The following is a 24,819-nucleotide window of genomic DNA, read 5'->3' on the forward strand; positions in this document are numbered from 1 at the left end:
CCGGGGTCTTCCGGAGCAGCAGCCGCCGCCGTTTCGCCCCGCGGTACTCGTCGCGGGCGGCGTTGCCGGCCACGGTGTAGAGCCAGGGCAACGCGCTGTCCCGCACGAGCGTGACGTCGGCCCGGCGGCGCCCGGCGGTCAGGAAGGTGTTCGAGGTCAGGTCTTCGGCGGCGGCCCACGAGCCCGTCAGCCGGTAGGCGTGGTTCCAGACGGCTTCCGCGTGCCGCTCGAAGAGCTCGCCGAAAGCCGTTTCGTCGCCTTCGGCCGCCCGGTCCCACAGGGCCCGATCACCCACCGGTACCCCCGTCGTATGGCTGGTCACACCCTTCAGTGGCCGGCACCGGGCGGGACGTTGCTAATCGTCCTGCGGGAACTGGGCGCCGGTCAGGTCGAGCTCCTCGTGCTCCCCGCCCTCGAAGTCGGCTTCGCCCTCGAACCGCGCGCGGGTGAACTCGAACCGGCCGCCCGAGCGGACGCGGGTGAACCGGGCGGTCGCGCCGAAGCGCGCCAAGCTGAAGAACGCGCCCTCCTCGAAGACCGACCGGTCGAAGTTGCCGGCCGAGGTGAACTCCGCGCCGTAGAACCCCGCCCGCCGGGTGAAGGTCGTGCCGCGGATGTGCACCGCGCCGACGAACCTCGCCCGGCTGAAGTCCGCGGCGGCCAGGGTGCAGCCGCTCAGCCGGAAGTCGACGAGGGTGGCCCGCTGCAGGTCGACCGCCATCCCGGCCCAGTACCCGGGTTCGCCGTGGGTCAGGTGGGTCTTGAGCAGTTCCTGCGCGGCCAGGCGGACCTGCAGCTCGCTCTCGTCGTAGTCGACGGGCCCGCGCTCGGCGGAGGTGCCCTTCAGGCCTTCCTTCGGGCCGTCGAAGGGCATCCGCAGGTAGGCGCACAGGACGTTGACGATCGTCTGGCGCTGCTTCGGGTTGTCCTGCCCGAGCCGCTCCAGCGCGTACAGCCCGCCGAGCCGCACCGGCGCCTTGTCGCTGCCGAGCTGTTCGACGGCCTTCGTGTACAGCTCGGTGACCCGCCGCTCCTCCAGGTCCCGCTCGGTCACGCCGGCGACGCGGGTGGACTCGGCCAGCTGGAGTTCGAGGGTGCGCTGGCGGCGCGTCGCGAGCCACAGCGCGAACACGCCGCCCGCGCCCGCGCCGACGCCGAACGCCGTCTTGACCGCGTCGATGCGCACCGGCGCGGTCGGCTCCCCGGACCAGGCGAGGAACAGCCACAGCAGCCCGGCGGTGACGGCCGCGACCGCGACGGCGGTCACGGCGATCCACCGCCACTTCAGGACCGGCAAGGCTTAGACGGCGCCGTACTGGCGGTCACCGGCGTCGCCGAGACCCGGCACGATGAAGCCCGAGTCGTTGAGGCGCTCGTCGATGCTGGCGGTGACGACGCGGACCGGCAGCCCGGTCTTTTCCAGGTGCGCCAGGCCTTCCGGCGCGGCAAGCGCGCAGATGGCCGTGACGTCGTCGGCGCCGCGGTCGGTGAGCAGCCGGATCGTGTACTCCATCGAGCCGCCGGTGGCGAGCATCGGGTCGAGCACCAGCACCGGCCGGTCGGACAGCGATTCCGGCAGCGACTCGAGGTACGGCGTCGGCTTGAGCGTCTCCTCGTCGCGCGCGAGGCCGACGAAGCCCATCTGCGCGTCCGGGATCAGCTTGTGCGCCTGGTCGGCCATGCCCAGCCCGGCCCGCAGCACCGGCACCAGCAGCGGCGGCTTCGCCAGCTTGAAGCCGTCGGTGCGCGCGACCGGCGTGTGGATCCGCTCGGTCTTCACCGGGACGTCGCGCGTGGCTTCGTAGACCAGCATGACGGTCAGCTCGTGCAGCGCGGCCCGGAACGCGGCGCTGTCGGTGCGCGCGTCGCGCATCGTGGAGAGCCGGGCCTTCGCGAGGGGGTGGTCGACGACGTGCACATCCATGCGGGTCAATCTAGCTGTTTCGCGAAGCTCTTCACCCAGCCGCGCTGCCAGGGCGTTTCGACGGCTCGTTCGTTGTAGTTTTCGCGTACCCAGCCGACGGCTTCACCGGCCGGGACGCCGGACAGGATCGCGAGGCAGGCCATGACGGTGCCGGTGCGACCCGCGCCGCCGTAACAGGCGACTTCGACGGTTTCGGTCTTGGCTCTTTCGTGGAGGGCCTTGATCTTTTCGCGGGCGTCCCGCGGGTTCGCCGGCAGCAGGAAGTCGGGCCAGGTGACCCATTCGTGCGGCCAGGTGATGCCCCCGCCGTGCTTGCGCCGCAGCCGGCTCGTCCCCAGGTAGAGCCCGAAATCCGGCTCGGGCCCGTCGGGCCGCGGGCGGCCGAGCCCGCGGCCGCGGACCTCGACGCCGTCGGGAAATCGCACCATCGGAGCAGTGTCCTCCAGAAGGTGGACACGGAGGGTGGTTTTCGCCGATAAGCTGCGCCGGGTGAGCGAACTGACGCCCGACCAGATGCGGGCCTCCGACGCCGACCGCGAACGCGTCGCCCAGGTGCTGCACAACGCCCTCGCGGAAGGGCGGATCACGGTGAACGAACTCGAAGAGCGCCTGTCGACGGTCTACGCGGCGAAGACCATCGGCGACCTCAAACCGGTGACGGAGGACCTGCCCACGTCGTCGGGCGTGGTCGAGCCGGCGACGTCCCGCGCGCTCGGCTTCCCGGACCAGCGCATCGGCGGCTACGCGGGCTCCCCGGTGTCGATCGGCGTGATGTCGGGGGCGGTCCGCAAGGGCAGCTGGGTCCTGCCCCCGCAACACACGAGCTTCGCATTCTGGGGCGGCGCGGAAATCGACCTGCGCCAGGCGAGGTTCGCGGACAAGCACTGCACGATCACGGCCATCGCGATCATGGGCGGCATCCAGATCACGGTCCCGGACGACATCAACGTCGACGTGACGGGCATCGGTTTCATGGGCGGTTTTGTGCTGGAGGACAAGTCGGGAGCCCCGCCCGCGCCGCCGACGGCCCCGACGGTGAAGATCAACGGGCTGGGGTTTTGGGGTGGGGTCGTGGTGTACCGGCGGCCGGCTCAGCGGGTGGATCCGCCGCGGATCGAGAAGGACTGACCTCGAATTTGTGACGCATTCGGCACCCAGCGTCACAGCCGATGGGGGCTCGCACTGTCGTACCCGCCGCCTAGACTCAGGCGCATGACAGCCACGACCAGCACGTCAGCGGCGCCGGCCACCCCGGCACCGCTGGCGGACGCGACTCGCGACGACGCGAGCCTGCGCCGCTTCCTGCTCGGGCTGCCCGGTGTCGACCAGGTCGGCGTCGAGCAGCGCGCGGCGGGCCTCGGCACGCGCAGCATCAAGAAGGACGCCAAGCGGTGGGCCATCGACACCGCCATCTCCATGGTCGACCTGACCACGCTGGAGGGCGCCGACACCCGCGGCAAGGTCCGGGCGCTGGCCGCGAAGGCCGTCCGCCCCGACCCGGAACGCCAGGACACCCCGCGCGTCGCCGCCGTCTGCGTGTACCCGGACATGGTCGAGACCGCCGTCGAAGCGCTCGGCACGAGCGGCGTGCACGTCGCGAGCGTCGCCACCGGCTTCCCCGCCGGGCGCACCAGCCGTGAGATCAAGCTGGCCGACACCAAGATCGCCGTCGACGCGGGCGCGCACGAGGTCGACATGGTGATCGACCGCGGCGCCTTCCTCGAAGGCCGCTACATGGCCGTCTTCGAAGAGATCCAGGCCATCAAGGCCGCCTGCGGCGACGCCCACCTCAAGGTCATCCTCGAGACCGGCGAGCTGGCGACCTACGACAACGTGCGGCGCGCGTCGTGGCTGGCGCTGCTGGCCGGCGGTGACTTCATCAAGACCTCCACCGGCAAGGTCTCCCCCGCGGCGACGCTGCCGGTCACCCACATCATGCTGCAGGCCGTCCACGACTGGCACGCGCAGACCGGCGAGCTGCGCGGCGTGAAGCCCGCCGGCGGCATCCGGACCACGAAGGACGCGATCAAGTACCTCGTCGCCGTGCACGAGGTCGCCGGCGAGCAGTGGCTGGTCCCGGACCTGTTCCGCTTCGGCGCGTCCAGCCTGCTCAACGACCTGCTGCTGCAGCGCCGCACCCAGGTGGACGGCCACTACAGCGGCCCCGACTACGTGACGGTGGACTGATGCCTGTTTTCGAGTACGCACCGGCGCCGGAGTCGCGCGCCATCGCGAACCTCAAGGACTCCTACAAGCCGTTCGTCAACGGCGAATTCGTCGACGGCTCGGGTGAGCCCCTCAAGACGATCAACCCGGCCACCGAAGAGGTCCTCGCCGAGGTCGGCACCGCGTCGAAGTCCGATGTGGACACTGCCGTGAAGGCCGCGCGCAAGGCGTACAACGGTGTCTGGTCGAAGATGCCGGGCACCGAGCGCGCGAAGTACCTGTTCCGCATCGCGCGGCTGATCCAGGAACGCTCGCGCGAGCTGGCGGTGCTGGAGAGCCTCGACAACGGCAAGCCGATCAAGGAGTCGCGCGACTCCGACGTCCCGACCGCGGCGGCGCACTTCTTCTACCACGCGGGCTGGGCGGACAAGCTGGAGTACGCGGGCTACGGCCCCAATCCGCGGCCGCTCGGCGTCGCGGGCCAGATCATCCCGTGGAACTTCCCGCTGCTGATGCTGGCCTGGAAGATCGCGCCGGCGCTGGCCACCGGCAACACGGTCGTGCTGAAGCCGGCCGAGACGACACCGTTGACCGCGCTGGTCTTCGCGGAGATCTGCCAGCAGGCGGAGCTGCCGCCGGGCGTCGTCAACATCCTGCCGGGCGCCGGCGACATCGGCGCGTCCATTGTGGAGCACGGCGACGTCGACAAGATCGCCTTCACCGGCTCGACCGAGGTCGGCAAGGCGATCCAGCGCCAGGTCGCGGGCACGCCGAAGAAGCTGACGCTGGAGCTGGGCGGCAAGGCCGCGAACATCGTGTTCGAGGACGCCCCGCTGGACCAGGCGATCGAGGGCATCGTCAACGGCATCTTCTTCAACCAGGGCCACGTCTGCTGCGCGGGCTCGCGCCTGCTGGTCCAGGAGTCGATCGCCGAAGAGGTGCTGGAGAAGCTGCGCTACCGCGTCTCGACGTTGCGCATCGGCGACCCGCTGGACAAGAACACCGACATCGGCGCGATCAACTCGGCCGAGCAGCTCGCCAAGATCCGCGGGCTCGTCGAGTCGGGCGACGCCGAAGGCGCGGAGCGCTGGACCAGCCCGTGCCCGGTGCCGGACCGCGGGTTCTTCTTCGCCCCGACGGTGTTCGCGAACGTCCACCAGTCGATGCGGATCGCGCGCGAGGAGATCTTCGGCCCGGTGCTGTCGGTGCTGACGTTCCGCACACCGGACGAGGCCGTGGCGAAGGCGAACAACACGCCGTACGGGCTTTCGGCGGGCATCTGGACCGAAAAGGGCTCCCGGATCCTGTGGATGGCGAACCAGCTGCGCGCCGGCGTGGTCTGGGCCAACACCTTCAACCGCTTCGACCCCGCCGCCCCGTTCGGCGGCTACCAGGAATCCGGCTTCGGGCGCGAAGGCGGCCGCACCGGGCTGGAGGCGTACCTGAATGTCTGACCGGATTTCCGTCGCGAAGACGTACAAGCTCTACATCGGCGGCAAGTTCCCCCGTTCGGAGTCCGGCCGGGTCTACCCGGTGACAGATGGCAAGGGCAAGTTCCTGGCCAACGCGGCGCACGCGTCCCGCAAGGACGTCCGCGACGCGGTGGTCGCGGCCCGCAAGGCGTTCCCGGGCTGGTCTTCCGCCACCGCCTACAACCGCGGACAGGTCCTCTACCGCGTGGCCGAGGTCCTGGAAGGCCGCCGCGACCAGTTCATCGCGGAAGTGTCCGCTTCGGAGGGTCTGGCGGCGAAGAAGGCCGAGTCCATTGTGGACGCGGCGATCGACCGCTGGGTCTGGTACGCGGGCTGGACGGACAAGATCGCAACGGTCCTCGGCGCGGCCAACCCGGTGGCGGGCCCGTACTTCTCGTTCACGGTCCCGGAGCCGACCGGCGTGGTCGGCATCCTGGCCCCGCAAGGCTCGTCGTTGCTGGGCCTGGTCGAGGTCCTGGCCCCGGTCCTGGCCACCGGCTCGACGGCGGTGGTGGTCTCGAGCGCGGAGCGCCCGTTGCCGGCGATCACGCTCTCGGAGGTCCTGGCGACGTCCGACGTCCCGGGCGGCGTGGCCAACATCCTGACGGGCCACGCGTCCGAGCTGGGCCCCTGGCTGGCTTCCCACGGCGACGTGAACGCCCTGGACCCGACGGGCGCCGCCCCGGCGGACCGCCCGGGCCTGGCCCGCGAAGCGGCGAACACGGTGAAGCGGGTCTTGACGGTCCCGGAGACGGAACCGGACTGGACAAGCGCCCCAGACCTGACCCGGCTGCGCCGGTACCTGGAGGCGAAGACGGTCTGGCACCCGCTGGGCGTCTGAGCGCACGAACGGAGGCCACCACCCGGGTCCGGGTGGTGGCCATCCACCTTGTGGTGGATCCCCATCTCGATCTTCGAGACTTACCCTCGATGAGAAACCAAGACTTGACTTGGCGTGATGCGAGGGTGCCGTGGCCGCTCAGCACGACTTCACGAGCCTCGTCGCGCTGCGCACGAAAGGCGGCGAGCTGACCGCTCTGCGAGCAATCTCGGGCCCTGAGCAGGTCCGGCAGGTGCAACCGTTGCTGCAGTTCGATCCCCGCGGTAGCGCGCCGGCGAGTCAGCTGGACGCGGTCGAGGCCGCGATCCGCAACCTCCGCCAACTCGGCCGCCGGGTCATGCTGGACGCGTCTGAGGTCGCACACCTCCCCGCCTTCGGGCACGGACCGACAGGGCCGCTCGGTCAGCTGGCCGATCGCCTCTCCGACCCGGTGGACCTGCTGGATGCAATTGCTCCGAGCACCTTTGTGCCCGTGGTCCGCAGCGATGCCGACTTGCAATCCGCAGCCGCGCTCGGCCGGTTGTGTCACGAGCTCGCTGCCGGAGGCGCGCTTCGCATCCGGCCGGCCACCGCGGCCCGGGCCACCATCGAACAAATCATCGAGCAGCTCGCCCTCGACACCGGCGAAATCGACTTGATCGTCGATCTCCAGTACGTCCCGGAGGTGACTGCGGCACGCGTCGACGAAGCCGCGGCCATCCTCAGCGCGCTAGCCGAGCTGGGCGAATTCAGGACAACAAGCCTGTTGAGCGGCTCGATCCCCCGGACTCTCGCCCGGACTTCGACGTGGGAACAGCCAAGGAACGAGGAAGTTCTTTGGGATCAACTCTCACAAAACGGGGCGACCGAACTTCGGCTGGGTGACTACGGCACGATCCACCCGATCCCGAGCGAAGGATTCGGCAGCAAGCACGTCAATCTGAAGTACACCTGCCCCGAGCACTGGTTCTACTCGCGGGAGCGGATGCCGGAACCCAGCGATCAAGCGATGGACTCGCCTCGAGCTCGCACGTTCCGGATCGTGTGCCGAAACCTTGTCGAGTCCGACAGCTTCGCCGGGCCGGAGTTCTCCTGGGGTGATCGAGAAATCCTCGAAACCGCCGCTGGGCAGGGGCAAGGTTCCGGCTCGAGCAGCAAGCCGGTCGCGCTGGCGATCTCGCATCATCTGGCCTACCTGGCCGGACGCCGCGCAGCGTGACCACCGCTAGCTCATCGACACCGAGAAGTCCGTCAACGTGAACCGCGCCTTGCCCCCACCCGTGGAGCAGAACTCGATCCCGTACCCGATCTGGTTCACCGTCGGGTTGGCCGGGATCAGCCCCTTCCCGATCGCCCAAGCGATCATCGCCTTCAGGTCCACCGTGCCCGAGTACTGCGTCGTCCGCGACACGAACGCCACGTAGCCCTCGTCCTCCGCCCAGACGTCGTACGTGAAGCCGCCCGCGGTGTAGGTCGTCAGCTTATCGCCCGCCGGGACCTGTTTGCGGTTCTCCGTCCAGACCATCAGCTCGCTGACGCCCTTGCCGTCGCCCACGCCGTTCAGCCACAGGTCGTACGCCACGTCGTAGATGCCGGTGCCCGGGCCGCGGCCGGCGAACGTCGATTTGATCACCGAGTAGTCGTTGAACGGTTTGCCGTTCTGGTCGTTGATGTCCTTGTGCACGTTCGGATAGGTTTTCACCGACGTGGAATCGGGCTGCACGGAATCGACGTACCAGTTGTCGTACGCGCACGCCCGCAGCGTTTCCGGGCCCGCTTCGCCCGCGTTCCACATGTTGTTGTGCACGTAGTAGCCGCCGTCGGACCAGCCGCCGTCCGGGTCGCTCGTCGTGAACTCCGGGGTGCCGCAGTTCCGGGCCGGGGTCACCGAGGGCGCGGTCGGCGTCGGCGCAGGTGACGGCGCGGATTTGGACGTGCTCGGCGGCACCGCGGTGGCGGGCGCGAGTGACGCACTGGACGTTGTCAGAGCAGGCGGAGGAGCCGACGCGACCGGTGCCGCGCTGTCGCGGCCGCAACCGGCGATCACCAGCAAGAAAAAGCCCAACAACGCGGATCTTCGACGCATTTTCCCGCCCCACGGCCAGAATCAGGCAGAACGAGGCGGAACATTAACACGGAAATCCGCTAAATCAGCCTGGCTCCAGGTCACGGGATGTGATCGGCCGCCCCGGGAGCTCGGTTCCCGGGCGCGCGCTGAGGCCGTCGATCATGATGCCGACGCAGCGGCGCGCCGCCATCTCGGCGACGTCCGGGGACTTCGCGCGCATCTGGCGCAGCAGGGTCGCGAACAGGATCGCGATGTCGCCGGCGCCGACGTCCTCGCGGAGCTTGCCCTCGGCCTGCGCGCCGTCGACGAAGCCGTCCAGGACGTCCAGGATCTCGTCGCGCAGGCGGCGGACCTCCGGGTCGCTCTTCAGGATCACCAGCGCCCGCGGCGACACCATCGCCAGCTGGACGCTCAGCTGCAGCTCCACCGACTGCCGCAGCAGGCGTTCCAGCGCGCGCCACGACGACGTCTCCTCGGCCGCGATCACCTTGGCGTCGACGAGCACGCGCTCGAAGTTGTCCATCGCGACGGCGCGGATCAGCGCGTCCCGGTCCGGGAAGCGGCGGTAGAGCGTGCCGACGCCGACGCCGGCCGCCCGGGCGATCTCCTCCATCGGCGCCTCGGCGCCGGACGTGGCGAAGATGGTCTTCGCCGCCGCGAGGATCTGGTCGCGGTTGCGCCGCGCGTCCGCCCGCAGGCTGGTCTCGGGGTCTGCCGTCATGCCGTTCGCTCCTCGCTGAAATCGCGCGGGCTGATTCTCGCATGGTCAGGCGGCCACACAATGGATCCGCACCGGGTCACCCGTTAGCTAGTGGACGACTTCCTTCCGCTTCGGTACCTTGGGTCGAAGAACCGGAATGTAATCCTCCGCATACTGTACGTCCGATTTAGGGGGCCCGAAATGACCGAAGTCGCCGAACCCGCCACCAAGGGCGACGTGTTCCCGCTGGAGCGCAGCTGTCCGTTCGCCCCGCCGCCGGCCTACGGGAAGCTCCGCGAAGCGGGCCCCGTGCACCGCGTCGAGCTGCAGTCCGGCCAGGAGGCGTGGGCGATCACCCGGCTCGAGGACGTCCGGCAGATGCTCACCGACCCGCGGTTCAGCTCCGACCGGTTCAACCCCGGCTTCCCGTTCCTGACCAAGCAGGGCCGGCCGATCCGGCGGAACAACTTCACCGCGTCGCTGATCAACATGGACCCGCCGGAGCACGGCGCGGCCCGCCGCGAGGTCGTCGGCGAATTCACCGTGCGCCGGATGAAGGCACTGGAACCGCGCATCCAGCAGATCGTCGACGAGCACATCGACGCGATCCTGGCCGGCCCGAAGCCCGCCGACCTGGTCACCGCGCTGTCGCTGCCGGTGCCGTCGCTGGTCATCTGCGAGCTGCTCGGCGTGCCCTACGGCGACCACGAGTTCTTCCAGGTCCGCAGCTCGACGCTGCTCAACCGCGACGTCGACCAGGACACCCGCGTCCAGGCCGTCGACGAGCTGCAGGACTACCTCGACAAGCTGGTCGCGAAGAAGGAAGCCGACCCGACCGACGACCTGCTCGGCCGCCAGATCCTCAAGCAGCGCGAAGAGCACGGCGACGTCGACCACGACTCGCTGGTTTCGCTGGCGTTCCTGCTGCTCATCGCCGGGCACGAGACGACGGCGAACATGATCTCGCTGGGCACGGTCGCGCTGCTGGAGAACCCGGACCAGCTCGCGATCATCAAGAACGATCCCGGCAAAACGCTCGACGCCGTCGAGGAGCTGCTGCGGTACTTCACCATCGCGGAGTTCGCGACCTCGCGCGTCGCGACCGAAGACGTCGAGATCGGCGGGCAGCTGATCCGCGAAGGCGAAGGCGTGCTCGGCCTCAGCTACTCCGGCAACCGCGACGAAGCCGCGTTCGAGAACGCCGACGAACTCGACCTCGAGCGCGGTGCCCGCCATCACGTCGCGTTCGGCTTCGGGCCGCACCAGTGCCTCGGCCAGAACCTCGCGCGGATGGAGCTGCAGATCGTCTTCGACACGCTCTTCCGCCGCATCCCGGAGCTCAAGCTGGCCGCGCCGGTCGACCAGCTGCCCTTCAAGCACGACTCGTCGATCTTCGGTCTCTACTGCCTGCCCGTGACCTGGTGAGGGGGGACGCCATGACCACCGTCGAGAAGCACGAGTTCCCGATGACCCGCACGTGCCCGTTCGCGCCGCCGCCGGCGTACGCGGAGATCCGCGAGGAGGAGCCGGTCTCGAAGGTGCGGCTGCCCGACGGCGGCACGGCCTGGGTGGTCACCCGGCTCGAGGACGTCCGAACCGTGCTGAACGACCGGCGTTTCAGCGCCGACCGGCAGCACCCGGACTTCCCGCAGCTGGTCAAGGGCGGGTTCCGGCGCAAGGGCGACGAGCGCACCATGATCACCATGGACGCGCCCGAGCACGGGCCGGCGCGCAAGGCCGTGCTCGGCGAGTTCACCGTGCGCCGGATGGAGGCGCTGCGGCCGCGGATCCAGCAGATCGTCGACGAGCGGATCGACGCGCTGCTGGCCGGGCCGAACCCGGGTGACCTGGTCGAGGCGCTGTCGCTGCCGGTGCCGTCGCTGGTGATCTGCGAGATGCTCGGCGTCCCGTACGGCGACCACGACTTCTTCCAGACCCACACGGCGAAGCTGATCAAGCGCTCGACGTCGGCGGAAGACCGGCGAGCGGCGTTCGACACGATCCGCGGGTACATGGCCGACCTCATCGCGACGAAGGAGGACAACCCGCCGGACGACCTGCTCGGGCGGCAGATCGTCAAGCTCCGCGAAGAGGGCACGTACCGGCGGGAGCAGCTGGCCGCGACCGGGTTCCTGCTGCTGGTCGCCGGGCACGAGACGACGGCGAACATGATCTCGCTGTCCACCGTGGCGTTCCTGCGGAACCCGGAGCAGCTCGCGGTGATCAAGGCCGACCCGGGCAAGACGCTCGACGCGGTCGAGGAGATGCTGCGCTACTGGACGATCGTCGACGCGGCCACGGCCCGCCTGTGCGTCGAGGACGTCGAGGTCGGCGGGCAGCTGATCCGGGCGGGCGAAGGCGTGCTGGCGCTGGGCTACTCGGCCAACCGCGACCCGCGGGCGTTCGAAAACGCCGACGAGCTCGACATCGAACGCGGCGCCCGCCACCACGTCGCGTTCGGCTTCGGGCCGCACCAGTGCCTCGGCCAGAACCTGGCGCGGATGGAGCTGCAGATCGTGTTCGACACGCTGTTCCGCCGCGTGCCTTCGCTGGCGCTGGGCGTCCCGGTGGACGATCTGCCGTTCAAGGACGACGCGAACATCTACGGCCTGTACCGGCTGCCGGTGACCTGGTAGAGATCGAACCTGCCATCCCACCACAGGAAAGAAGGACCATGAAGATCATCGCGGACACCGGCAAGTGCGTCGGCGCCGGCCAGTGCGTGCTGACCGAGCCCGAGCTGTTCGACCAGAGCGAGGACGACGGCACGGTCATCGTGCTGAACGCGACGCCGGAGGGCGAGCTGGTCGAGAAGGCCCGCGAAGCGGTGCACGTCTGCCCCAGCCAGGCCCTCTCGCTGCAGGAGTGACGTGCCGTTAAGGCCACCTTACGGGCGTCAGACTCCCGTAAGGTGGCCTTAACGGCAGTTGTGCGCTACTTGACCGCGCCCATCGAGAGGCCGCGGACCAGGTGGTTCTGCGCGATCCAGCCGACGATCATCACCGGCAGCGAAGCCAGCAGCGCGGCGGCGGACAGCTGGGCCCAGTACAGGCCCTCGCTCGTGATGAACCCGACGAGGAACACCGGCACCGTGCCGGCCCGCGCCGCCGTCAGGTTGACCGCGTAGAAGAACTCGGTCCACGAGAAGATCACGCAGATCAGCGCGGTCGCCGCGATCCCCGGCGCGACCACCGGCATGATGATCTTGCGCAGCAACGTCGGCAGGTTGGCGCCGTCGATCCGCCCGGCCTCGATCATCTCGTGCGGCACCTCCAGGAAGAACGACCGCATCATCCAGATCGCCAGCGGCAGGTTCATCGACGTGTACAGGATGACCAGCGCCCACACCGTGTCCAGCAGTTCGGTGTTCTGCGAGATGATGTACAGCGGGATGATCGCCGCCACGATCGGCAGCATCTTCGTCGAGAGGAAGAAGCCGAGCGCGTTCGACGTCTTCTTCACCGGCGCCAGCGAAAGCGCGTACGCCGCCGGGATGCCGAGGATGAGCACGAGCAACGTCGAGAGCACCGTGACGAACGCGGAGTTAGACAGGTAGGGCAGGAACCCGCCCTTCAGCACGTTGGCGATCTGGTCGAACGTCGGGCTGAAGAACAGCTTGGGCGGATCGGTGTAGGCGTCCGACTCCTGCTTGAACGCCGTGAGGATCAACCACAGCAACGGGAAGACGAACAGGATCGCGACGACCCACGTGACAGCGGTGAGCGAGCGGGCGCCTGCTTTGCGGCGAGCGAGCGTGGTCACTTGACGCCTCCGTCCACCGAGAACGTGCGGAACATCAGGCGCAGCGCGAAGGTCGCCACGATCATCGTCAGGATCACGACGACCACGCCCATCGCCGACGACTGGCCGACGTCGAAGCCTTCGAACGCGCGCTGGTAGATGTAGTACGGCAGGTTGGTGCTCGCGGTACCCGGCCCGCCCTGGGTCATCAGGAAGATCGCGTCGAAGCTGTTCACGATGTAGATCGCGCCCAGCAGCGTCGCCAGCTGCAGGAACCGGGACAGGTGCGGCAGCGTGATGGACACGAACGTCCGCCAGCGGCCCGCACCGTCCACATTGGCCGCTTCGAGGACGTCCTTGGCCTGGCTCTGCAGGCCCGCGAGGATGAGCAGCATCATGAACGGCGTCCACTGCCACACGATCTGCGCCATCACCGACGCCAGCGGGAACTCCGAGAGCCAGTCGACGTCGGTGCCGAAGACGAAGTGCAGCAGCCCGTAGGTCGGGTCGAACATCGTCGTCTTCCACAGCAGCGCGCCGGCCGCCGGCAGGATGAGGAACGGCGTGATCAGCAACGTCCGGACCACGCCGCGGCCGAAGAACTTCCGGTCGAGCAGGATCGCCAGCCAGAGGCCGAGCAGCAGCGCCACGAGCACGCACACCACCGTCAGCAGCACGGTGTTGAGCAGCGCCACCAGGAACGTCGTATCGCTGAAGACGTCGATGTAGTTGTCGAGGCCGACGAAGTGCCGCGAACCCGGCCGGACCAGGTTCCACGACTGGAACGAGTAGAACACGGTGAGCAGGAACGGCAGCTGCGTCACCGCGATGACGAAGACCAGCGCTGGCAGCAGCGGCAGCCGTCGCTTTGCCGCGGTGCTCAGGCCTTTCTTCTCCACGGCCTTCGCGCGCGTCTGGGGTTTGGGCGTGTCTACCGAAAGCGTGGACATCACTGCACCGCCTTGTAGGAGTCGCCCACGGTCTGGGCGTAGTCCTGGGACTGCTTCAACGCGTCGTCGACGGACTCGCGTCCGGCGATCGCCGCCGACAGCTGCTGGCTCACCCGGGTGCCCAGGTCCTGGAACTCGGGGATGCCGACGAACTGGATGCCGGGGTAGGGCACCGGGTTCGCCATGGCCTTCCGCTGGTTCGCGTCGGCGATACCGTCCAAAGTGGGCTTCGCGTACGCGGCCGCGGCCTTGGCGTAGTCGGGAATGTCGTAAGTGGACTGACGCACGCCCGGCGGGACGCGGTTCCAGCCGTAGGTCTGCCCGACCTTCCGCACGTACGCCTTGTCGGTCATCCAGGCCATGAACTTCCAGGCCGCGTCCTTGTCCTTGGCGACCTTCGGGATGCCCAGCGCCCAGGTGTAGAGCCAGCCGCTGGCCTGCGTCCTGACCACCGGCGCCGGCGCGTACCCGGACTTGCCGACGATCTTGCTGCTCGCCGGGTCCTCGTTGGTGCCCGCCATGACCGTCGCGTCGTACCACATCGCGGCCTGGCCCTGCGTGTACCGCGTGCCGCACTCGGAGAACCCGGCGCTGGAGGCGCCGACCTCGCCGTGCTCGCGGATCAGGTTCACGTAGAAGTTCGCGGCGGCCTTGAACTCCGGCGACGTCAGCTTGGCGTTCCAGTCCTTGTCGAAGTACTGGGCGCCGAAGGTGTTGGCGACCGTGCTGAACGGCGCGAGGCTCTCGCCCCAGCCGGGCTTGCCGCGCAGGCAGATCCCCGCGACGCCGTTCGCCTTGTCGTCGAGCTTCGCGGCGAATTCGGCGACCTGCTGCCAGGTCGGCTTGGCCGGCATGGTCAGCCCGGCCTTCTCGAAGAGGTCCTTGCGGTAGGCCAGGAACGACGACTCGCCGTAGAACGGCACCGCGTACATCTGGTTCTCATACGACAGCGACTGCTTGATGCTGGGGATGAAGTCGCCTTCGTCGTAACCCGGGGTGGCCGCCATGTGCGGTTCGAGGTTCTCGAGCCAGCCGTTGGCCGCCCACTGTGGGGCCTCGTAGTTGCTGATCATCACGACGTCGAACTCGCCGCCTTCGGTGGCGGTCGACGCGGTGATCTTCGCGCGGGCCTGGTTTTCCGGCAGCGAGACGAACTTGAGGTTGATGCCGGTGGCCTTCTCGAACTCCGGCGCCAGCGAGATCGCGTCCTTCATCTGCGGGTTCGCCACGATCGCGATGACCAGCGTGCTGTTCCCGGTGCCGATCGAGCCCGCGCCCGCGCACCCCGTGGCCAGCAACGACGTCGCGGCGAGGAGGCTGAGCAGCTTACGCACGGGCGCCTCCCGGGAGCACCTGCACCTTGAGGCCGGCGCCGCCACGCATCTTGGCCAGCGCGTCGGGGTACTGCTCCAGCGGCAGCCGGTCGGTGAGCAGCTCTCCGGTGTCGATCGCGCCGCCGCCGACGAGGTCGAGCGCGGCGCCGTAGCTGTTCAGCACGGCCATCGAGCCGACGATGGTGATCTCGTCGTTGTAGATGCGGAACGGCGAGAGCGCGACGCGGGCTTCGGCCGGCGCGACGCCGAAAACGAGCAGCCGGCCACCGCGGCGGGTGGCGTCGAAGGCCGCTTCGATCGCGGGCGCGGCACCGGTGCAGTCGACGGCGGCGTCGAACTTCTCGTCGTTCAGCTCGCCGACGTCCGCCGCGGTGGCGACGGCGCCGAGCCGGGACGCGCGCGGCAGCCGGTCGGCGTTGCGGTCGACCACCGTGACGTGCGCTCCGGCCCGCTGCAGCAGCTGCTGCATGATCAGGCCCATCGTGCCGGCGCCGACGACGAGGAAGCGCTCTCCCGCCTCGATCCCGACCCGGCGGACGCCGTGCACCGCGCAGGAAACGGGTTCGACCAGCGCTCCTTGTTCCCAGGTCATCGAGTCGGGCATGCGGTAGCAGTTGGCCGACGGGACAGCGACGTACTCGGCGAAGGCGCCGTCGACGGTGTCGCCGGTGGCGTTCCAGTTGGCGCAGAGGTTGCCGTGGCCGGAGCGGCACGGGCCGCAGTAGCCGCAGAACAGCGACGGGTCGACGGCGACGCGGTCGCCGATCTCCCAACCGCCCGGCACGTCCGAGCCGAGTTCGACGATCTCCCCGGCGAACTCGTGGCCGGGGACGATCGGGTACGGGGTGGGCGGGAAGTGCCCGTCCGCGATGTGCAGGTCGGTCCCGCAGATCCCGCAGGCCCCGACCTTGACGACCACCTCGCGTTCCCGCGGCTTCGGGTCGGGCACGTCACCCACCCTGATCTCGCCGGGCCGGTCGATGATGGCGGCACGCATGCCTAGCCCCTTTCCTCGCGCTCATATGAGCGGCATTGGCCATTGGCGTCGAGAACATGTGAAGGCATTACAGGTCTGACGTGTGTGATTCGTCAACCTTTTGCAGGGATTTCCGGCTATAGTGCTCATATGAGCACGTCGAAGAAGACTGCTTCGCTGACCGAAGCCATGCTGCTCGCGACCGTTGCCCGGCGCTTCTACGTGCAGGGACGCTCCAAGCTGGAGATCGCCGACGAGTTCGGCGTCAGCCGGTTCAAGGTCGCGCGGATGCTCGACACCGCCATGGAGTCCGGGCTCGTCCGAGTGGAGTTCGCGCTGCCCGCGCCGGTCGACCTCGCCCTGTCCGACGAGGTGCGAGCGGCGTACGGCCTGGAGCGTGCGCTCGTGCTCGAACGCTCAACCGAGCGAGAGCCGCGAGAGGTCGTCCGGGGGAAGATCGGCGCGCTGGCCGCCCGGCTGCTGGAGGAGATCGCGACCCCGTCCGACGTCATCGGGCTGTCGTGGGCGCGTTCGGTCAACGCGATGACCGAGGCGATCCGGACGCTGCCGCGCTGCCCGGTCGTCCAGTTGTGCGGGGTGCAGGCGGGGATGGACATGCGCGGGCGCTCGGTGGAGACGGTCAGCCGCGTGACGGCGGTGTCCGGCGGCGACGCCTACCCGATCTTCGGCCCGCTGGTGCTGCCCGACCGCCGCACGACCGAGACGCTGCGGCGGCAGCCGGGGATCGCGGAAACGTTCGGGCAGTTCAGGAACCTGACCAAGGCGGTAGTCAGCATCGGCGCGTGGCAGCCGGGCGAGTCGACGGTGTACGACGCGCTGGACGAAGCCGAACGCGCGGCGATCGCGGCCCGCGGCGCGACGGCGGAGGTGGCCGCGCGGCTGTTCGACGCGGCCGGGAACGCGCTGTCGACCGGGCTGGCGCACCACGTGCTGGCGATCAGCCACGAGGAGCTGACGGCGGTGCCGGAGGTGATCGCGCTGGGCTACAGCAGGCCGAAGGCGGCGGCGGTGGACGCGGTGCTGCGCTCGGGCATGGTCACGACGTTGATCACCGACGCCGCCGCCGCGGTCCCCCTGCTGGCCCTGGCGGCGAAAAACCCCGTCGTGACGACCTGAGGCGTACGGCCGTTTCCGCTTCGTACTCCACCGGGAGTACGCGCGGCTCGCCGGGCTCCGGGGCGAAACCCGGGTCGCGCCCGATGTGCCGTGGTCCCCGGTTCGGCGAGCCTGGACGGCGTGAAGACTTCTCCCCGCTGGCGCCAGGCCGTCGTCTGGCTGCACGTCGTGTCGTCCGTCGCCTGGATGAGCCAGGCTCTCGCGTTGGTCGTGCTGACGTCCACCGGCGCGCCCGCGCTGGCGGAGCGGCTCGACACCGTGCTGCTCGCCCCGATGGCGAACGTCTCCGCGTTCACCGGCCTCCTGCTCGCCGGCGCGACCGCGTGGGGCTACTTCCGGCACTGGTGGGTGCTCACGAAGTTCGTCCTGACGCTGGGGCAGCTCTACGCCGGGATCTTCCTGCTCTCCCCCGCCCTGCACGAATCCGCGGACACCGGTGCGGTCGCGTGGCAGCAGACCGCCGGGGCGGCGCTGATGGCGAGCGCGCTGGCGTTCCAGGCGTGGCTTTCGGTCGCGAAGCCGGGCCGCAGGACGCCGTGGTCCCCGGCCGCGAAGCCGCCGACCGCGCCGACCTGGGTGTTCGTGGTGGGTGTAGGTGCCCCGCTGTTCGACGTCGTCGCGGGGCTCCTGCTCGGCTACCCGCTGCCCGCGTTGTCGCTGGTCACGCTGGTCGTGCTCGGTTTTGAGCGGCGACGACGGCGTCGCCGTGCTCGGCGGCCCACCGCCCGAAGCCCTCGATCGGCTCCAGGAAGCTTGAGCCCAACGGCGTGAGCGCGTACGCGCCATCGCGGCGCTCGAGGAGCCCGTCGGACTCCAGGCGCCGCACGGTTTCCGTGAGCACCTTGGCGCTGATCCCGCCGATCTCGCGCCGCAGGTCGACGTGCCGGCGCGGGCCGTCGCGCAGGGCCCAGAGCACCACCGGGTTCCAGGTGTTGGCGACCAGGTCGAACGCGAGCCGCGTCCGGCAGTCGGCGAGGAAGTCCATGGTTACCGTTCGGTTCCTTCCCGGGTTCCTACCGTCGTGCTGGTACCAGCCAAGCACAAGGAGGACGCATGCGGATCGGGATCTTCGGCACGGGCGGGATGGCGGACGCGCTCGGCACGCAGTGGGCGCGGGCGGGGCACGAAATCAGGGTGGCGGGCCGCAAGACGGGAACGTGGTCCGAGGTGGCCGCGTTCGCCGAGGTGGTCCTCCTCGCCATCCCCGCGGCGGCCATCGGCGAGGTCCTCGCGAAGGCCGGGCCGCTGGCCGGAAAGGTGCTGGTGGACTGCACCAACGACCCGGCGCTGACCGGTGCGCCGGTGGCTTCGCGGATTGTCACGGAGGCGCACGTGGTCAAGGCGTTCAACCTCGCGCACGTCGACGTCTGGCGCATGACACCCCCGGTGTTCGACGGCCGCCCGCTGTCGGTCCCGTTGTGCGGCGACAACCCTTCGGCGCTGGAAGCGGTGAGCACATTGGTTCGCGACATCGGCGCGAAGCCGGTGCTCGCGGGTGGTCTGGACCGCGCGGCCCTGCTGGAGGCCACGGCGGCGTTCGTCATCGGCCTGTGGTTCGCGGGTGAGGACGCCCAGGCGATCCTGACCCCGGCGGGGTAGCTCAGCCCACCGCGCCGGCGTTCCCCGCGGCCAGGTCCGCCGCACGGGCGGTCAGCGGGGCGCCGCCGCGGGGGACCAGCGTCACCTCGCCCGAACCGAGGTCCGTCACCAGCGTGCTCAACGTCATCAGCTCGTCGCCGCCGTCCGCGTTGCGGTGGACCGCGTTCGTCAACGTCGAGACCAGCCACTTCGCGTCCGGGGACGTCGGGGCCAGGTGGGCGCACACCTCCGCGCGGTCCAGGCTCTCCTCCGACGCGACGTCCAGGTGCGGCGGCAGCTGGCGGAAGTGGTTGGTGTGCCAGGAAAGCCCACTGGCCACAGTGGTCACCGCGGTGTCGTGGCCCGCCTTCTCGACCACCGTCACCGCCGGTTCGCCGACTTGACCCATCGTGTACGCGAAGCCGCCCGCCGAAGCGTGGGAACGCAGCACGGACACCGCTTCCGCGACGGAAGTCGCGCGCTGGGCCGTGCGCGCCAGGAAGTGCCGGCCCGCGCACGGCGAAGGCGCCGCCACGCTCACGCTGTCGATCCCCCACACCAGACCGTGCGTCGTCAGCGTGAACGTGTTCGCGGGCAGGAAACCCGGGTACCACCAGACGCAGACGCCGGGTTCGCCGTCGATCAGCAGGGTCAGCAGGCGCCCGATGCCGTCGAACACCGGGGCGCCGTCCTCGTTGTGGCCGAGCAGGGACGGCGAACCCGCCCAGGCGAGGTCCGTGCAGCCGGTGCCGTCGCCCGCGCCGAGGTCGCCGCGCAGGTTGGCCAGCAGCAGGTCGTCGAACGGGACGCCGGCCCCCTCGGCCAGCGCCGTCAGCTCGGCGTAGGCGTCCGGGTGTTCGACCTGCGACGCCGATTCGACCGCCCGGAACCGCACCGGCGAGCGCCGGGCCCGCGCGCTGACCGGCCACGACGGCAAGCCCGCCAGCACGGTCGCGATGTCGGCGGCGGCGTACGCCCCCAGCTCGCGGAAAGCGGCTTCCCGGGGCCCGCGGACGATCGTCCAGCGCACGTCGCCGATCCGGTGCTCCCGCACTGTCGCCACCATGCGATCACGATGACTGACCAGTCAGGAATCCGCAACGGTCAGTGCGCGCCCACTTCGATCACCCGGATCACGGCGGCCCCTGCCTCGTCCGACGCCGCCAAGTCCACTTCGGCGCTGATGCCCCAGTCGTGGTCGCCCGCGGGGTCGTCGAAGATCTGCCGCACCTTCCAGACGTCCGGCTGCTGCTCGATCATCAGCAGCGCCGGGCCGCGCGCGTCCGGGCCGGTGCCGAGCGAGTCGTACTCCTCGAAGTAGTCCTCGATGGCTTCCTGCCACGCGTCGGCGTCCCAGCCCGAAGCCGCGTCCAGCTCCCCGAGCGGGAACCACGCCCGCCGCGCGAACAGCTCGACCCGGCGGAACAGCTCGTTGCGCACCAGGACGCGGAACGCGCGCACGTTGCGCGTGACGGCCGGCGGCAGCTCCGGCGGCCGGTGCGACACCGGCCCTTCTTCCGTCGGGTGCCGCAGCGCTTCCCACTCGTCCAGCAGACTCGAGTCGACCTGCCGGACCAGCTCGCCGAGCCACTCGATGAGGTCCTGCAGCGGTTCGGTCTTCGCCTCGTCCGGCACCGTGTGGCGCAGCGCGTCGTAGACGTCGGCGAGGTAGCGCAGCACCAGGCCTTCGGACCGCGCCAGCTGGTAGAACCCGATGTACTCGACGAAGTTCATCGCGCGCTCGTACATGTCGCGCACGACGGACTTGGGCGACAGCTCGTAGTCGTCGACCCACGGGTGACCCTGGCGGTAGCTGTGGAACGCGCCCTGCAGCAGCTCCTCCAGCGGCTTCGGGTACGTGATGTTCTCGAGCAGCTCCATCCGCTCGTCGTACTCGATGCCCTCGGCCTTCATCGCGTTCACGGCCTCGCCGCGCGCCTTGAACTGCTGCTGCGACAGCACCGGCCGCGGGTTGTCCACGGTGGATTCCACAGTGGACACGACGTCGAGCGGGTAGCTCGGCGAGTCCAGTTCGAACAGGTCGATCGCGGCCAGCGCGAACGGCGAAAGCGGCTGGTTGAGCGCGAAGTCGAACTGCAGGTCGACGGTGAGCCGGATGATCCGGCCCTGCTCGTCCGGCTCGTCCAGCCGTTCGACGACGCCGGCGGCGAGCAGCGCGCGGTAGATCGCGATGGCGCGCAGGATGAGCTTGCGCTGCGACGCCCGGTCCTCGTGGTTGTCCTCCAGGAGGTGGCGCATCGAGTCGAAGGCGTTGCCCGGCCGCGAGATCACGTTGAGCAGCATCGAGTGCGTGACCTTGAAGCTGGACGTCAGCGGCTCGGGGTCGGCCGCGATGAGCCGGTCGAACGTGCTCTCGGTCCAGTTGACGAACCCTTCCGGGGCCTTCTTCCGGACGATCTTCTTTTTCTTCTTCGGGTCGTCGCCCGCCTTCTCCAGCGCCTTGGCGTTCTCGACGACGTGGTCGGGCGCCTGCACGACGACGTAGCCGTCGGTGTCGTAGCCCGCGCGCCCGGCGCGGCCGGCGATCTGGTGGAACTCGCGCGCCTTGAGGTGGCGCTGGCGGACGCCGTCGTACTTGGTCAGCGCGGAGAAGACGACCGTCCGGATCGGCACGTTGATGCCGACGCCGAGGGTGTCGGTCCCGCAGATCACCTTGAGCAGCCCGGACTGGGCCAGGGTCTCGACCAGCCGGCGGTACTTCGGCAGCATCCCGGCGTGGTGCACGCCGATGCCGTGGCGGACCAGCCGCGAGAGCGTCTTGCCGAAGCCGGCGGAGAACCGGAAGTCGCCGATCAGCTCGGCGATCGACTCCTTTTCGGCCTTCGTCGTGACGTTGATGCTCATCAGCGTCTGCGCGCGTTCGATGGCCGCGGCCTGCGAGAAGTGCACGACGTACACCGGCGCCTGGCCGCCGTTGAGCAGCTCCGACATCGTCTCGTGCAACGGCGTCAGCGCGTACCGGAAGGTCAGCGGCACCGGGCGCTGCGCCGACGTGACGACCGCGGTCGGCCTGCCGGTGCGGCGGGTGAGGTCCTTTTCGAAGAAGGACACGTCGCCCAGGGTCGCCGACATCAGGACGAACTGGGCCTTCGGCAGCTCGAGCAGCGGCACCTGCCACGCCCAGCCGCGGTCGGGCTCGGAGTAGAAGTGGAACTCGTCGGCCACGACCTGCCCGACCGGGGCGTCGGCACCGAACCGCAACGCGATGTTCGCCAGGATTTCGGCCGTGCAGCAGATGATCGGGGCGTCCGGGTTGACGCTGGAGTCACCGGTCATCATCCCGACGTTGTCGGCCCCGAAGATCTCGATGAGCTGGAAGAACTTCTCCGAGACGAGGGCTTTGATGGGCGCGGTGTAGTAGCTGCGGCGGCCCTGGGCGAGCGCGGTGAAGTGCGCGCCGACGGCGACGAGGCTCTTCCCGGAGCCGGTCGGCGTCGAGAGGATGACGTTCGATCCGGAGACGACCTCCATCACCGCCTCCTCCTGCGCCGGGTACAGCTCGATGCCCCGATCGGCCGTCCAGGTCGTGAACGCTTCGAAGAGGGCGTCGGGGTCGGGATCCGCAGGCAGGAGGTCTGTGAGAGTCATCAGGCGTCCATCGTGCCATCCGCTCGTCGCAAAGTCGGCAGGGGCGATCGCATCACGAGTGGTAAACCCGTAGGCTTCGCGTTACCGCGCTTCGACCGGGAGATACGGTGTCGCGCGCACACGGGCGGTACTCCGGAGGGCTTAGGAATGGCACAGGACATCATCCCGATCGAACTCGGGCTGCCGCAGGGCGACGTCGTCACCCTGTGGGCCCCGCGCTGGCGGGAAGACGGCGAGGAGTGGGAAGCGTTCCTCGGCGACGAGGACGACCTGTACGCCTTCCCGGACGCCGCCCACCTGGCCGCTTTCGTCCGCACGTCCGAGCGGCACGACCTGATCGACCACCCGGCGTGGGACGCGGTGCCTTCGCTGAACGTGCCGGAGCTGATCCCGGACGAGGACCACACGTACGACCTCGTCGGCGTGCCGGAGCTCGTCGCCGAGGAGCCGGACGTCTGGCACATCGCCGAGCTGGCGGAGATCGTCGGCATCGTGCGCTCGCTCGCCGACGTCTGCGACCTCGAAGAGGTCCACGAGATCCTCGACTCGACCGAGGGCTTCTCGCTGCTCGACCAGGGCACCCTCCCGTTCACCGGGAGCGTCGGCGTCCAGGTCTGGAACGACCTGTCCGAAACGGTGTCGACCAAGTGGGACACCGTGCTGGACGCGATCGACGGCCTGGTGACGGTGCCGGACGTCGACGAGAAGGTCCTGGAGCAGACCGCCGAGGAGCTGGCGGCGTTCCACGAGGAGTCCGCCGAGGCCGAGGCCGGCGCGGAGGGCGAAGAGGACCTCGAGGCGATCGACTCCGAGTCGGACGACGACGAGGATTCCGCCGAAGAAGAGGGTCCGGTCGGCTTCTGGGCCGAGGTCGGCATCGACCCGATCAAGATCATCACGTCGGGCGCGGAGTACTACACGCTGCGCTGCTACCTCGACGACACCCCGGTGTTCCTGGGCAGCGAGGGCGAGATCGACGTGTTCACGTCGGAGAAGGCCCTGGCCCGAGCCCTGGCCGACGGCAAGGACCTGGCCGAGACCGACCTCGCCGACGTGTCCACGTGGGACGAGGTGCTGGCGAAGGCCACCGCGGGCGAGCTCGAGATCGAGGTCGACGCGGAGAACACGTACGTACTGACCGGCCTCGACGCGGACATCGCGGAGGGCCCGGAGGCGATCGACCCGACGCAGCTGGAACTGGCGGTCGAGCTGATCACGGACGCGGCCGACTGGGCGGGCGACGAGAGCGTCGAAACGGCGCTGGCGTCGAACGAAAGCCTGGGCTGGCTGGTGTCGTTCGTCCTCCGCCCGGACCCGACGCGCCTCGAGCCGAGCGCGCCGTTCGACGCCGAGCAGAGCGCTTGGCGGAAGCTGGTGGAGACGTTCGAGAACCGCCTGACGGTGGCTTGAGTTTTCTCGGAGGCCGCTTCCCCGCTGGTCGGGGAGGCGGCCTTCGTCGTGTCCGGGGTCGGCTTCGGATGACGTGAGTGACTCATTCATGTCGTCAGACGACATGAATGAGTCATTCACGGCTTTCGAGTGCCGCCTGAGCTGCCGCGGCCGGTCGCGTCGCTCCACAGGGTCGGCCGGTTGTGGACAACTCGGGTCCGGCGCGGCTCCGGCGGCCGGTTTCCGTCAGCGCCCGCCGATACGCTGGAGCCGGGGGGGCGCCCCCGCGGGTGGTCAGTCCCGCTCGTGTTCCGCGCGGACCGGGACCACCGCCACCGCGATCGCCGGGAAGATCGCCGCCACGCAGAACGCCAGTGCGTAGCGGCTGTCGCCGATCACCAGGCCCAGCAGGGGCGGGGTCAGCGAGGCCGCGATGTTCTGGCCCGTGTTCTGCGTGCCCATCGCGCGGCCCGACCAGGCCAGGCCCGCCAGCTCGGCCGACGCCGTGAAGCCGAGGCCGTTGTCGGCCACCGTGATGATGCCCGCCAGCGCCAGTGCCAGCAGCACCAGCCAGGGCCACGACACGTCCCCCAGCGCCACCAGCAGCATCACCGCGCAGCTCAGCACCGCCAGCTGCCGCATCGGGCGCAGGCGGCCGCCGACGCGGTCGGACCACCAGCCGGAGCCGAGGCGGCCCAGCGCGCCCAGCACCTGGACCACCGCCAGGTACCAGCCCGCCGACAGCGGGCTCCAGTGCTGCCCCGACACCAGGTACACCGGCGCGAACGCCGACACCGCGAACTGCGGCACCACCAGCAGCGCGCTCGCCCCGTGCACCCGCCACAGCGCCGCGTGCCGGTACGGCGAAGGCGGCTTCTCCCCCGAAGGCGCCCGCGGTGGCCGGGGCGGGTCCGTCACCAGCCACGCCACCAGCAGCGCCACGGCGATCGCCAGC

General features: G+C 69.6%; 26 protein-coding genes. 12 read left to right on the forward strand and 14 right to left on the reverse strand.

The window, feature by feature from the left end; translation table 11 throughout:
• The 4 genes from G3I65_RS43485 to G3I65_RS43500 form a co-directional block, all read right to left on the reverse strand.
• Positions 1-322, reverse strand: a 322-nt coding sequence (locus tag G3I65_RS43485; RefSeq protein WP_160701274.1) for an RNA polymerase sigma factor, incomplete at its 3' end; no start/stop codon positions are given.
• A 33-nt stretch (positions 323-355) separates the two neighbouring features.
• Positions 356-1,297 (reverse strand): pentapeptide repeat-containing protein, encoded by a 942-nt coding sequence (locus tag G3I65_RS43490; protein WP_166641325.1) that lies wholly within the window; start codon positions 1,295-1,297, stop codon positions 356-358.
• 3 nt (positions 1,298-1,300) lie between these two features.
• Positions 1,301-1,924, reverse strand: coding sequence for a uracil phosphoribosyltransferase (gene upp, locus G3I65_RS43495; protein ID WP_125307317.1), 624 nt, complete (start codon positions 1,922-1,924; stop codon positions 1,301-1,303).
• Between the two features lie 5 nt (positions 1,925-1,929).
• Entirely contained in the window at positions 1,930-2,352 is a 423-nt protein-coding gene (locus G3I65_RS43500) for a protein-tyrosine phosphatase family protein (RefSeq protein WP_160701275.1), read from the reverse strand.
• Positions 2,353-2,437: 85 nt separating this feature from the next.
• Here G3I65_RS43500 and G3I65_RS43505 point away from each other — a divergent pair, with 85 nt between their 5' ends.
• The 5 genes from G3I65_RS43505 to G3I65_RS43525 all read left to right on the forward strand — a co-directional run bounded on the left by G3I65_RS43505 (position 2,438) and on the right by G3I65_RS43525 (position 7,601).
• The gene (locus tag G3I65_RS43505; RefSeq protein WP_166641327.1) at positions 2,438-3,052 is read left to right on the forward strand and encodes a DUF1707 domain-containing protein; all 615 of its coding nucleotides are present in this window, start codon (positions 2,438-2,440) and stop codon (positions 3,050-3,052) included.
• An 84-nt stretch (positions 3,053-3,136) separates the two neighbouring features.
• Positions 3,137-4,111, forward strand: a complete 975-nt coding sequence (deoC, locus tag G3I65_RS43510) for a deoxyribose-phosphate aldolase (protein WP_160701277.1) — start codon at positions 3,137-3,139, stop codon at positions 4,109-4,111.
• The gene (locus tag G3I65_RS43515; protein WP_160701278.1) at positions 4,111-5,544 is read left to right on the forward strand and encodes an aldehyde dehydrogenase family protein; all 1,434 of its coding nucleotides are present in this window, start codon (positions 4,111-4,113) and stop codon (positions 5,542-5,544) included. The genes deoC and G3I65_RS43515 overlap by 1 nt, the downstream gene beginning before the upstream one ends.
• Positions 5,537-6,403: an aldehyde dehydrogenase family protein gene (locus G3I65_RS43520; RefSeq protein WP_160701279.1), complete on the forward strand. Its 867-nt coding sequence runs from the start codon at positions 5,537-5,539 to the stop codon at positions 6,401-6,403. Before G3I65_RS43515 ends, G3I65_RS43520 begins: the two co-directional genes overlap by 8 nt.
• Positions 6,404-6,533: 130 nt before the next feature.
• Positions 6,534-7,601 (forward strand): hypothetical protein, encoded by a 1,068-nt coding sequence (locus tag G3I65_RS43525; protein ID WP_160701280.1) that lies wholly within the window; start codon positions 6,534-6,536, stop codon positions 7,599-7,601.
• Between the two features lie 6 nt (positions 7,602-7,607).
• On the opposite strand, the gene G3I65_RS43530 is transcribed toward G3I65_RS43525, so the two are convergent.
• Together G3I65_RS43530 and G3I65_RS43535 are read right to left on the reverse strand one after the other, a co-directional pair.
• Positions 7,608-8,270, reverse strand: a complete 663-nt coding sequence (locus tag G3I65_RS43530; RefSeq protein WP_309235990.1) for a hypothetical protein — start codon at positions 8,268-8,270, stop codon at positions 7,608-7,610.
• A gap of 262 nt (positions 8,271-8,532) precedes the next feature.
• Positions 8,533-9,171 (reverse strand): TetR/AcrR family transcriptional regulator, encoded by a 639-nt coding sequence (locus tag G3I65_RS43535; protein ID WP_160701282.1) that lies wholly within the window; start codon positions 9,169-9,171, stop codon positions 8,533-8,535.
• A gap of 180 nt (positions 9,172-9,351) precedes the next feature.
• Between G3I65_RS43535 and G3I65_RS43540 the strand changes: the two genes are divergently transcribed.
• The 3 genes from G3I65_RS43540 to G3I65_RS43550 are packed head-to-tail and all read left to right on the forward strand — an operon-like array spanning position 9,352 to position 12,019.
• Complete coding sequence (locus G3I65_RS43540; protein WP_160701283.1) at positions 9,352-10,575, forward strand: cytochrome P450; 1,224 nt, start codon at positions 9,352-9,354, stop codon at positions 10,573-10,575.
• Between the two features lie 11 nt (positions 10,576-10,586).
• The gene (locus G3I65_RS43545; RefSeq protein ID WP_160701284.1) at positions 10,587-11,786 is read left to right on the forward strand and encodes a cytochrome P450; all 1,200 of its coding nucleotides are present in this window, start codon (positions 10,587-10,589) and stop codon (positions 11,784-11,786) included.
• 38 nt (positions 11,787-11,824) lie between these two features.
• Complete coding sequence (locus tag G3I65_RS43550; RefSeq protein ID WP_125307328.1) at positions 11,825-12,019, forward strand: ferredoxin; 195 nt, start codon at positions 11,825-11,827, stop codon at positions 12,017-12,019.
• 65 nt (positions 12,020-12,084) lie between these two features.
• Here G3I65_RS43550 and G3I65_RS43555 read toward each other — a convergent pair whose 3' ends face one another.
• From G3I65_RS43555 to G3I65_RS43570, 4 genes are read right to left on the reverse strand one after another with little or no spacing between them, the layout of a single operon-like run.
• Entirely contained in the window at positions 12,085-12,912 is an 828-nt protein-coding gene (locus tag G3I65_RS43555) for a carbohydrate ABC transporter permease (RefSeq protein ID WP_160701285.1), read from the reverse strand.
• Positions 12,909-13,841, reverse strand: a complete 933-nt coding sequence (locus tag G3I65_RS43560) for a carbohydrate ABC transporter permease (protein ID WP_160701286.1) — start codon at positions 13,839-13,841, stop codon at positions 12,909-12,911. Before G3I65_RS43560 ends, G3I65_RS43555 begins: the two co-directional genes overlap by 4 nt.
• Complete coding sequence (locus tag G3I65_RS43565; protein WP_160701287.1) at positions 13,841-15,175, reverse strand: sugar ABC transporter substrate-binding protein; 1,335 nt, start codon at positions 15,173-15,175, stop codon at positions 13,841-13,843. The genes G3I65_RS43560 and G3I65_RS43565 overlap by 1 nt, the downstream gene beginning before the upstream one ends.
• Entirely contained in the window at positions 15,168-16,172 is a 1,005-nt protein-coding gene (locus G3I65_RS43570) for a zinc-dependent alcohol dehydrogenase family protein (RefSeq protein ID WP_160701288.1), read from the reverse strand. The genes G3I65_RS43565 and G3I65_RS43570 overlap by 8 nt, the downstream gene beginning before the upstream one ends.
• Before the next feature lie 129 nt (positions 16,173-16,301).
• Here G3I65_RS43570 and G3I65_RS43575 point away from each other — a divergent pair, with 129 nt between their 5' ends.
• Both G3I65_RS43575 and G3I65_RS43580 read left to right on the forward strand, forming a co-directional pair.
• On the forward strand, positions 16,302-17,288 hold the full coding sequence (locus G3I65_RS43575) for a sugar-binding transcriptional regulator (protein WP_160701289.1): 987 nt from the start codon (positions 16,302-16,304) through the stop codon (positions 17,286-17,288).
• Between the two features lie 120 nt (positions 17,289-17,408).
• On the forward strand, positions 17,409-18,059 hold the full coding sequence (locus G3I65_RS43580) for a hypothetical protein (RefSeq protein WP_309235991.1): 651 nt from the start codon (positions 17,409-17,411) through the stop codon (positions 18,057-18,059).
• Here the strand turns inward: G3I65_RS43580 and G3I65_RS43585 are convergent.
• Complete coding sequence (locus tag G3I65_RS43585) at positions 17,950-18,273, reverse strand: helix-turn-helix domain-containing protein (RefSeq protein WP_160701290.1); 324 nt, start codon at positions 18,271-18,273, stop codon at positions 17,950-17,952. The genes G3I65_RS43580 and G3I65_RS43585 overlap by 110 nt on opposite strands.
• Positions 18,274-18,341: 68 nt before the next feature.
• On the opposite strand from G3I65_RS43585, the gene G3I65_RS43590 reads away from it, so the two are divergent.
• Positions 18,342-18,887, forward strand: a complete 546-nt coding sequence (locus G3I65_RS43590; RefSeq protein WP_160701291.1) for an NADPH-dependent F420 reductase — start codon at positions 18,342-18,344, stop codon at positions 18,885-18,887.
• A gap of 1 nt (position 18,888) precedes the next feature.
• Here G3I65_RS43590 and G3I65_RS43595 read toward each other — a convergent pair whose 3' ends face one another.
• Both G3I65_RS43595 and G3I65_RS43600 read right to left on the reverse strand, forming a co-directional pair.
• Positions 18,889-19,932, reverse strand: a complete 1,044-nt coding sequence (locus G3I65_RS43595; RefSeq protein ID WP_160701292.1) for a C45 family peptidase — start codon at positions 19,930-19,932, stop codon at positions 18,889-18,891.
• Between the two features lie 38 nt (positions 19,933-19,970).
• Positions 19,971-22,475, reverse strand: coding sequence for an RNA helicase (locus tag G3I65_RS43600; protein ID WP_160701293.1), 2,505 nt, complete (start codon positions 22,473-22,475; stop codon positions 19,971-19,973).
• 147 nt (positions 22,476-22,622) lie between these two features.
• Between G3I65_RS43600 and G3I65_RS43605 the strand changes: the two genes are divergently transcribed.
• Positions 22,623-23,885, forward strand: coding sequence for a primosomal protein (locus G3I65_RS43605; RefSeq protein ID WP_160701294.1), 1,263 nt, complete (start codon positions 22,623-22,625; stop codon positions 23,883-23,885).
• A 273-nt stretch (positions 23,886-24,158) separates the two neighbouring features.
• On the opposite strand, the gene G3I65_RS43610 is transcribed toward G3I65_RS43605, so the two are convergent.
• Positions 24,159-24,819, reverse strand: a 661-nt coding sequence (locus tag G3I65_RS43610; protein ID WP_160701295.1) for an MFS transporter, incomplete at its 5' end; no start/stop codon positions are given.

The sequence above is a fragment of the Amycolatopsis sp. SID8362 genome (genome assembly GCF_010550475.1).
GTDB classification, from domain to species: domain Bacteria; phylum Actinomycetota; class Actinomycetes; order Mycobacteriales; family Pseudonocardiaceae; genus Amycolatopsis; species Amycolatopsis eburnea.

Coding starts and splice junctions, on each gene's coding strand:
- upp (WP_125307317.1), bottom strand. CDS start 1,924: ATGGATGTGCACGTCGTCGACCACCCCCTCGCGAAGGCCCGGCTCTCC.
- G3I65_RS43500 (WP_160701275.1), bottom strand. CDS start 2,352: ATGGTGCGATTTCCCGACGGCGTCGAGGTCCGCGGCCGCGGGCTCGGC.
- G3I65_RS43505 (WP_166641327.1), top strand. CDS start 2,438: ATGCGGGCCTCCGACGCCGACCGCGAACGCGTCGCCCAGGTGCTGCAC.
- deoC (WP_160701277.1), top strand. CDS start 3,137: ATGACAGCCACGACCAGCACGTCAGCGGCGCCGGCCACCCCGGCACCG.
- G3I65_RS43515 (WP_160701278.1), top strand. CDS start 4,111: ATGCCTGTTTTCGAGTACGCACCGGCGCCGGAGTCGCGCGCCATCGCG.
- G3I65_RS43520 (WP_160701279.1), top strand. CDS start 5,537: ATGTCTGACCGGATTTCCGTCGCGAAGACGTACAAGCTCTACATCGGC.
- G3I65_RS43535 (WP_160701282.1), bottom strand. CDS start 9,171: ATGACGGCAGACCCCGAGACCAGCCTGCGGGCGGACGCGCGGCGCAAC.
- G3I65_RS43540 (WP_160701283.1), top strand. CDS start 9,352: ATGACCGAAGTCGCCGAACCCGCCACCAAGGGCGACGTGTTCCCGCTG.
- G3I65_RS43545 (WP_160701284.1), top strand. CDS start 10,587: ATGACCACCGTCGAGAAGCACGAGTTCCCGATGACCCGCACGTGCCCG.
- G3I65_RS43550 (WP_125307328.1), top strand. CDS start 11,825: ATGAAGATCATCGCGGACACCGGCAAGTGCGTCGGCGCCGGCCAGTGC.
- G3I65_RS43560 (WP_160701286.1), bottom strand. CDS start 13,841: ATGTCCACGCTTTCGGTAGACACGCCCAAACCCCAGACGCGCGCGAAG.
- G3I65_RS43570 (WP_160701288.1), bottom strand. CDS start 16,172: ATGCGTGCCGCCATCATCGACCGGCCCGGCGAGATCAGGGTGGGTGAC.
- G3I65_RS43575 (WP_160701289.1), top strand. CDS start 16,302: ATGAGCACGTCGAAGAAGACTGCTTCGCTGACCGAAGCCATGCTGCTC.
- G3I65_RS43585 (WP_160701290.1), bottom strand. CDS start 18,273: ATGGACTTCCTCGCCGACTGCCGGACGCGGCTCGCGTTCGACCTGGTC.
- G3I65_RS43590 (WP_160701291.1), top strand. CDS start 18,342: ATGCGGATCGGGATCTTCGGCACGGGCGGGATGGCGGACGCGCTCGGC.
- G3I65_RS43595 (WP_160701292.1), bottom strand. CDS start 19,932: ATGGTGGCGACAGTGCGGGAGCACCGGATCGGCGACGTGCGCTGGACG.
- G3I65_RS43600 (WP_160701293.1), bottom strand. CDS start 22,475: ATGACTCTCACAGACCTCCTGCCTGCGGATCCCGACCCCGACGCCCTC.
- G3I65_RS43605 (WP_160701294.1), top strand. CDS start 22,623: ATGGCACAGGACATCATCCCGATCGAACTCGGGCTGCCGCAGGGCGAC.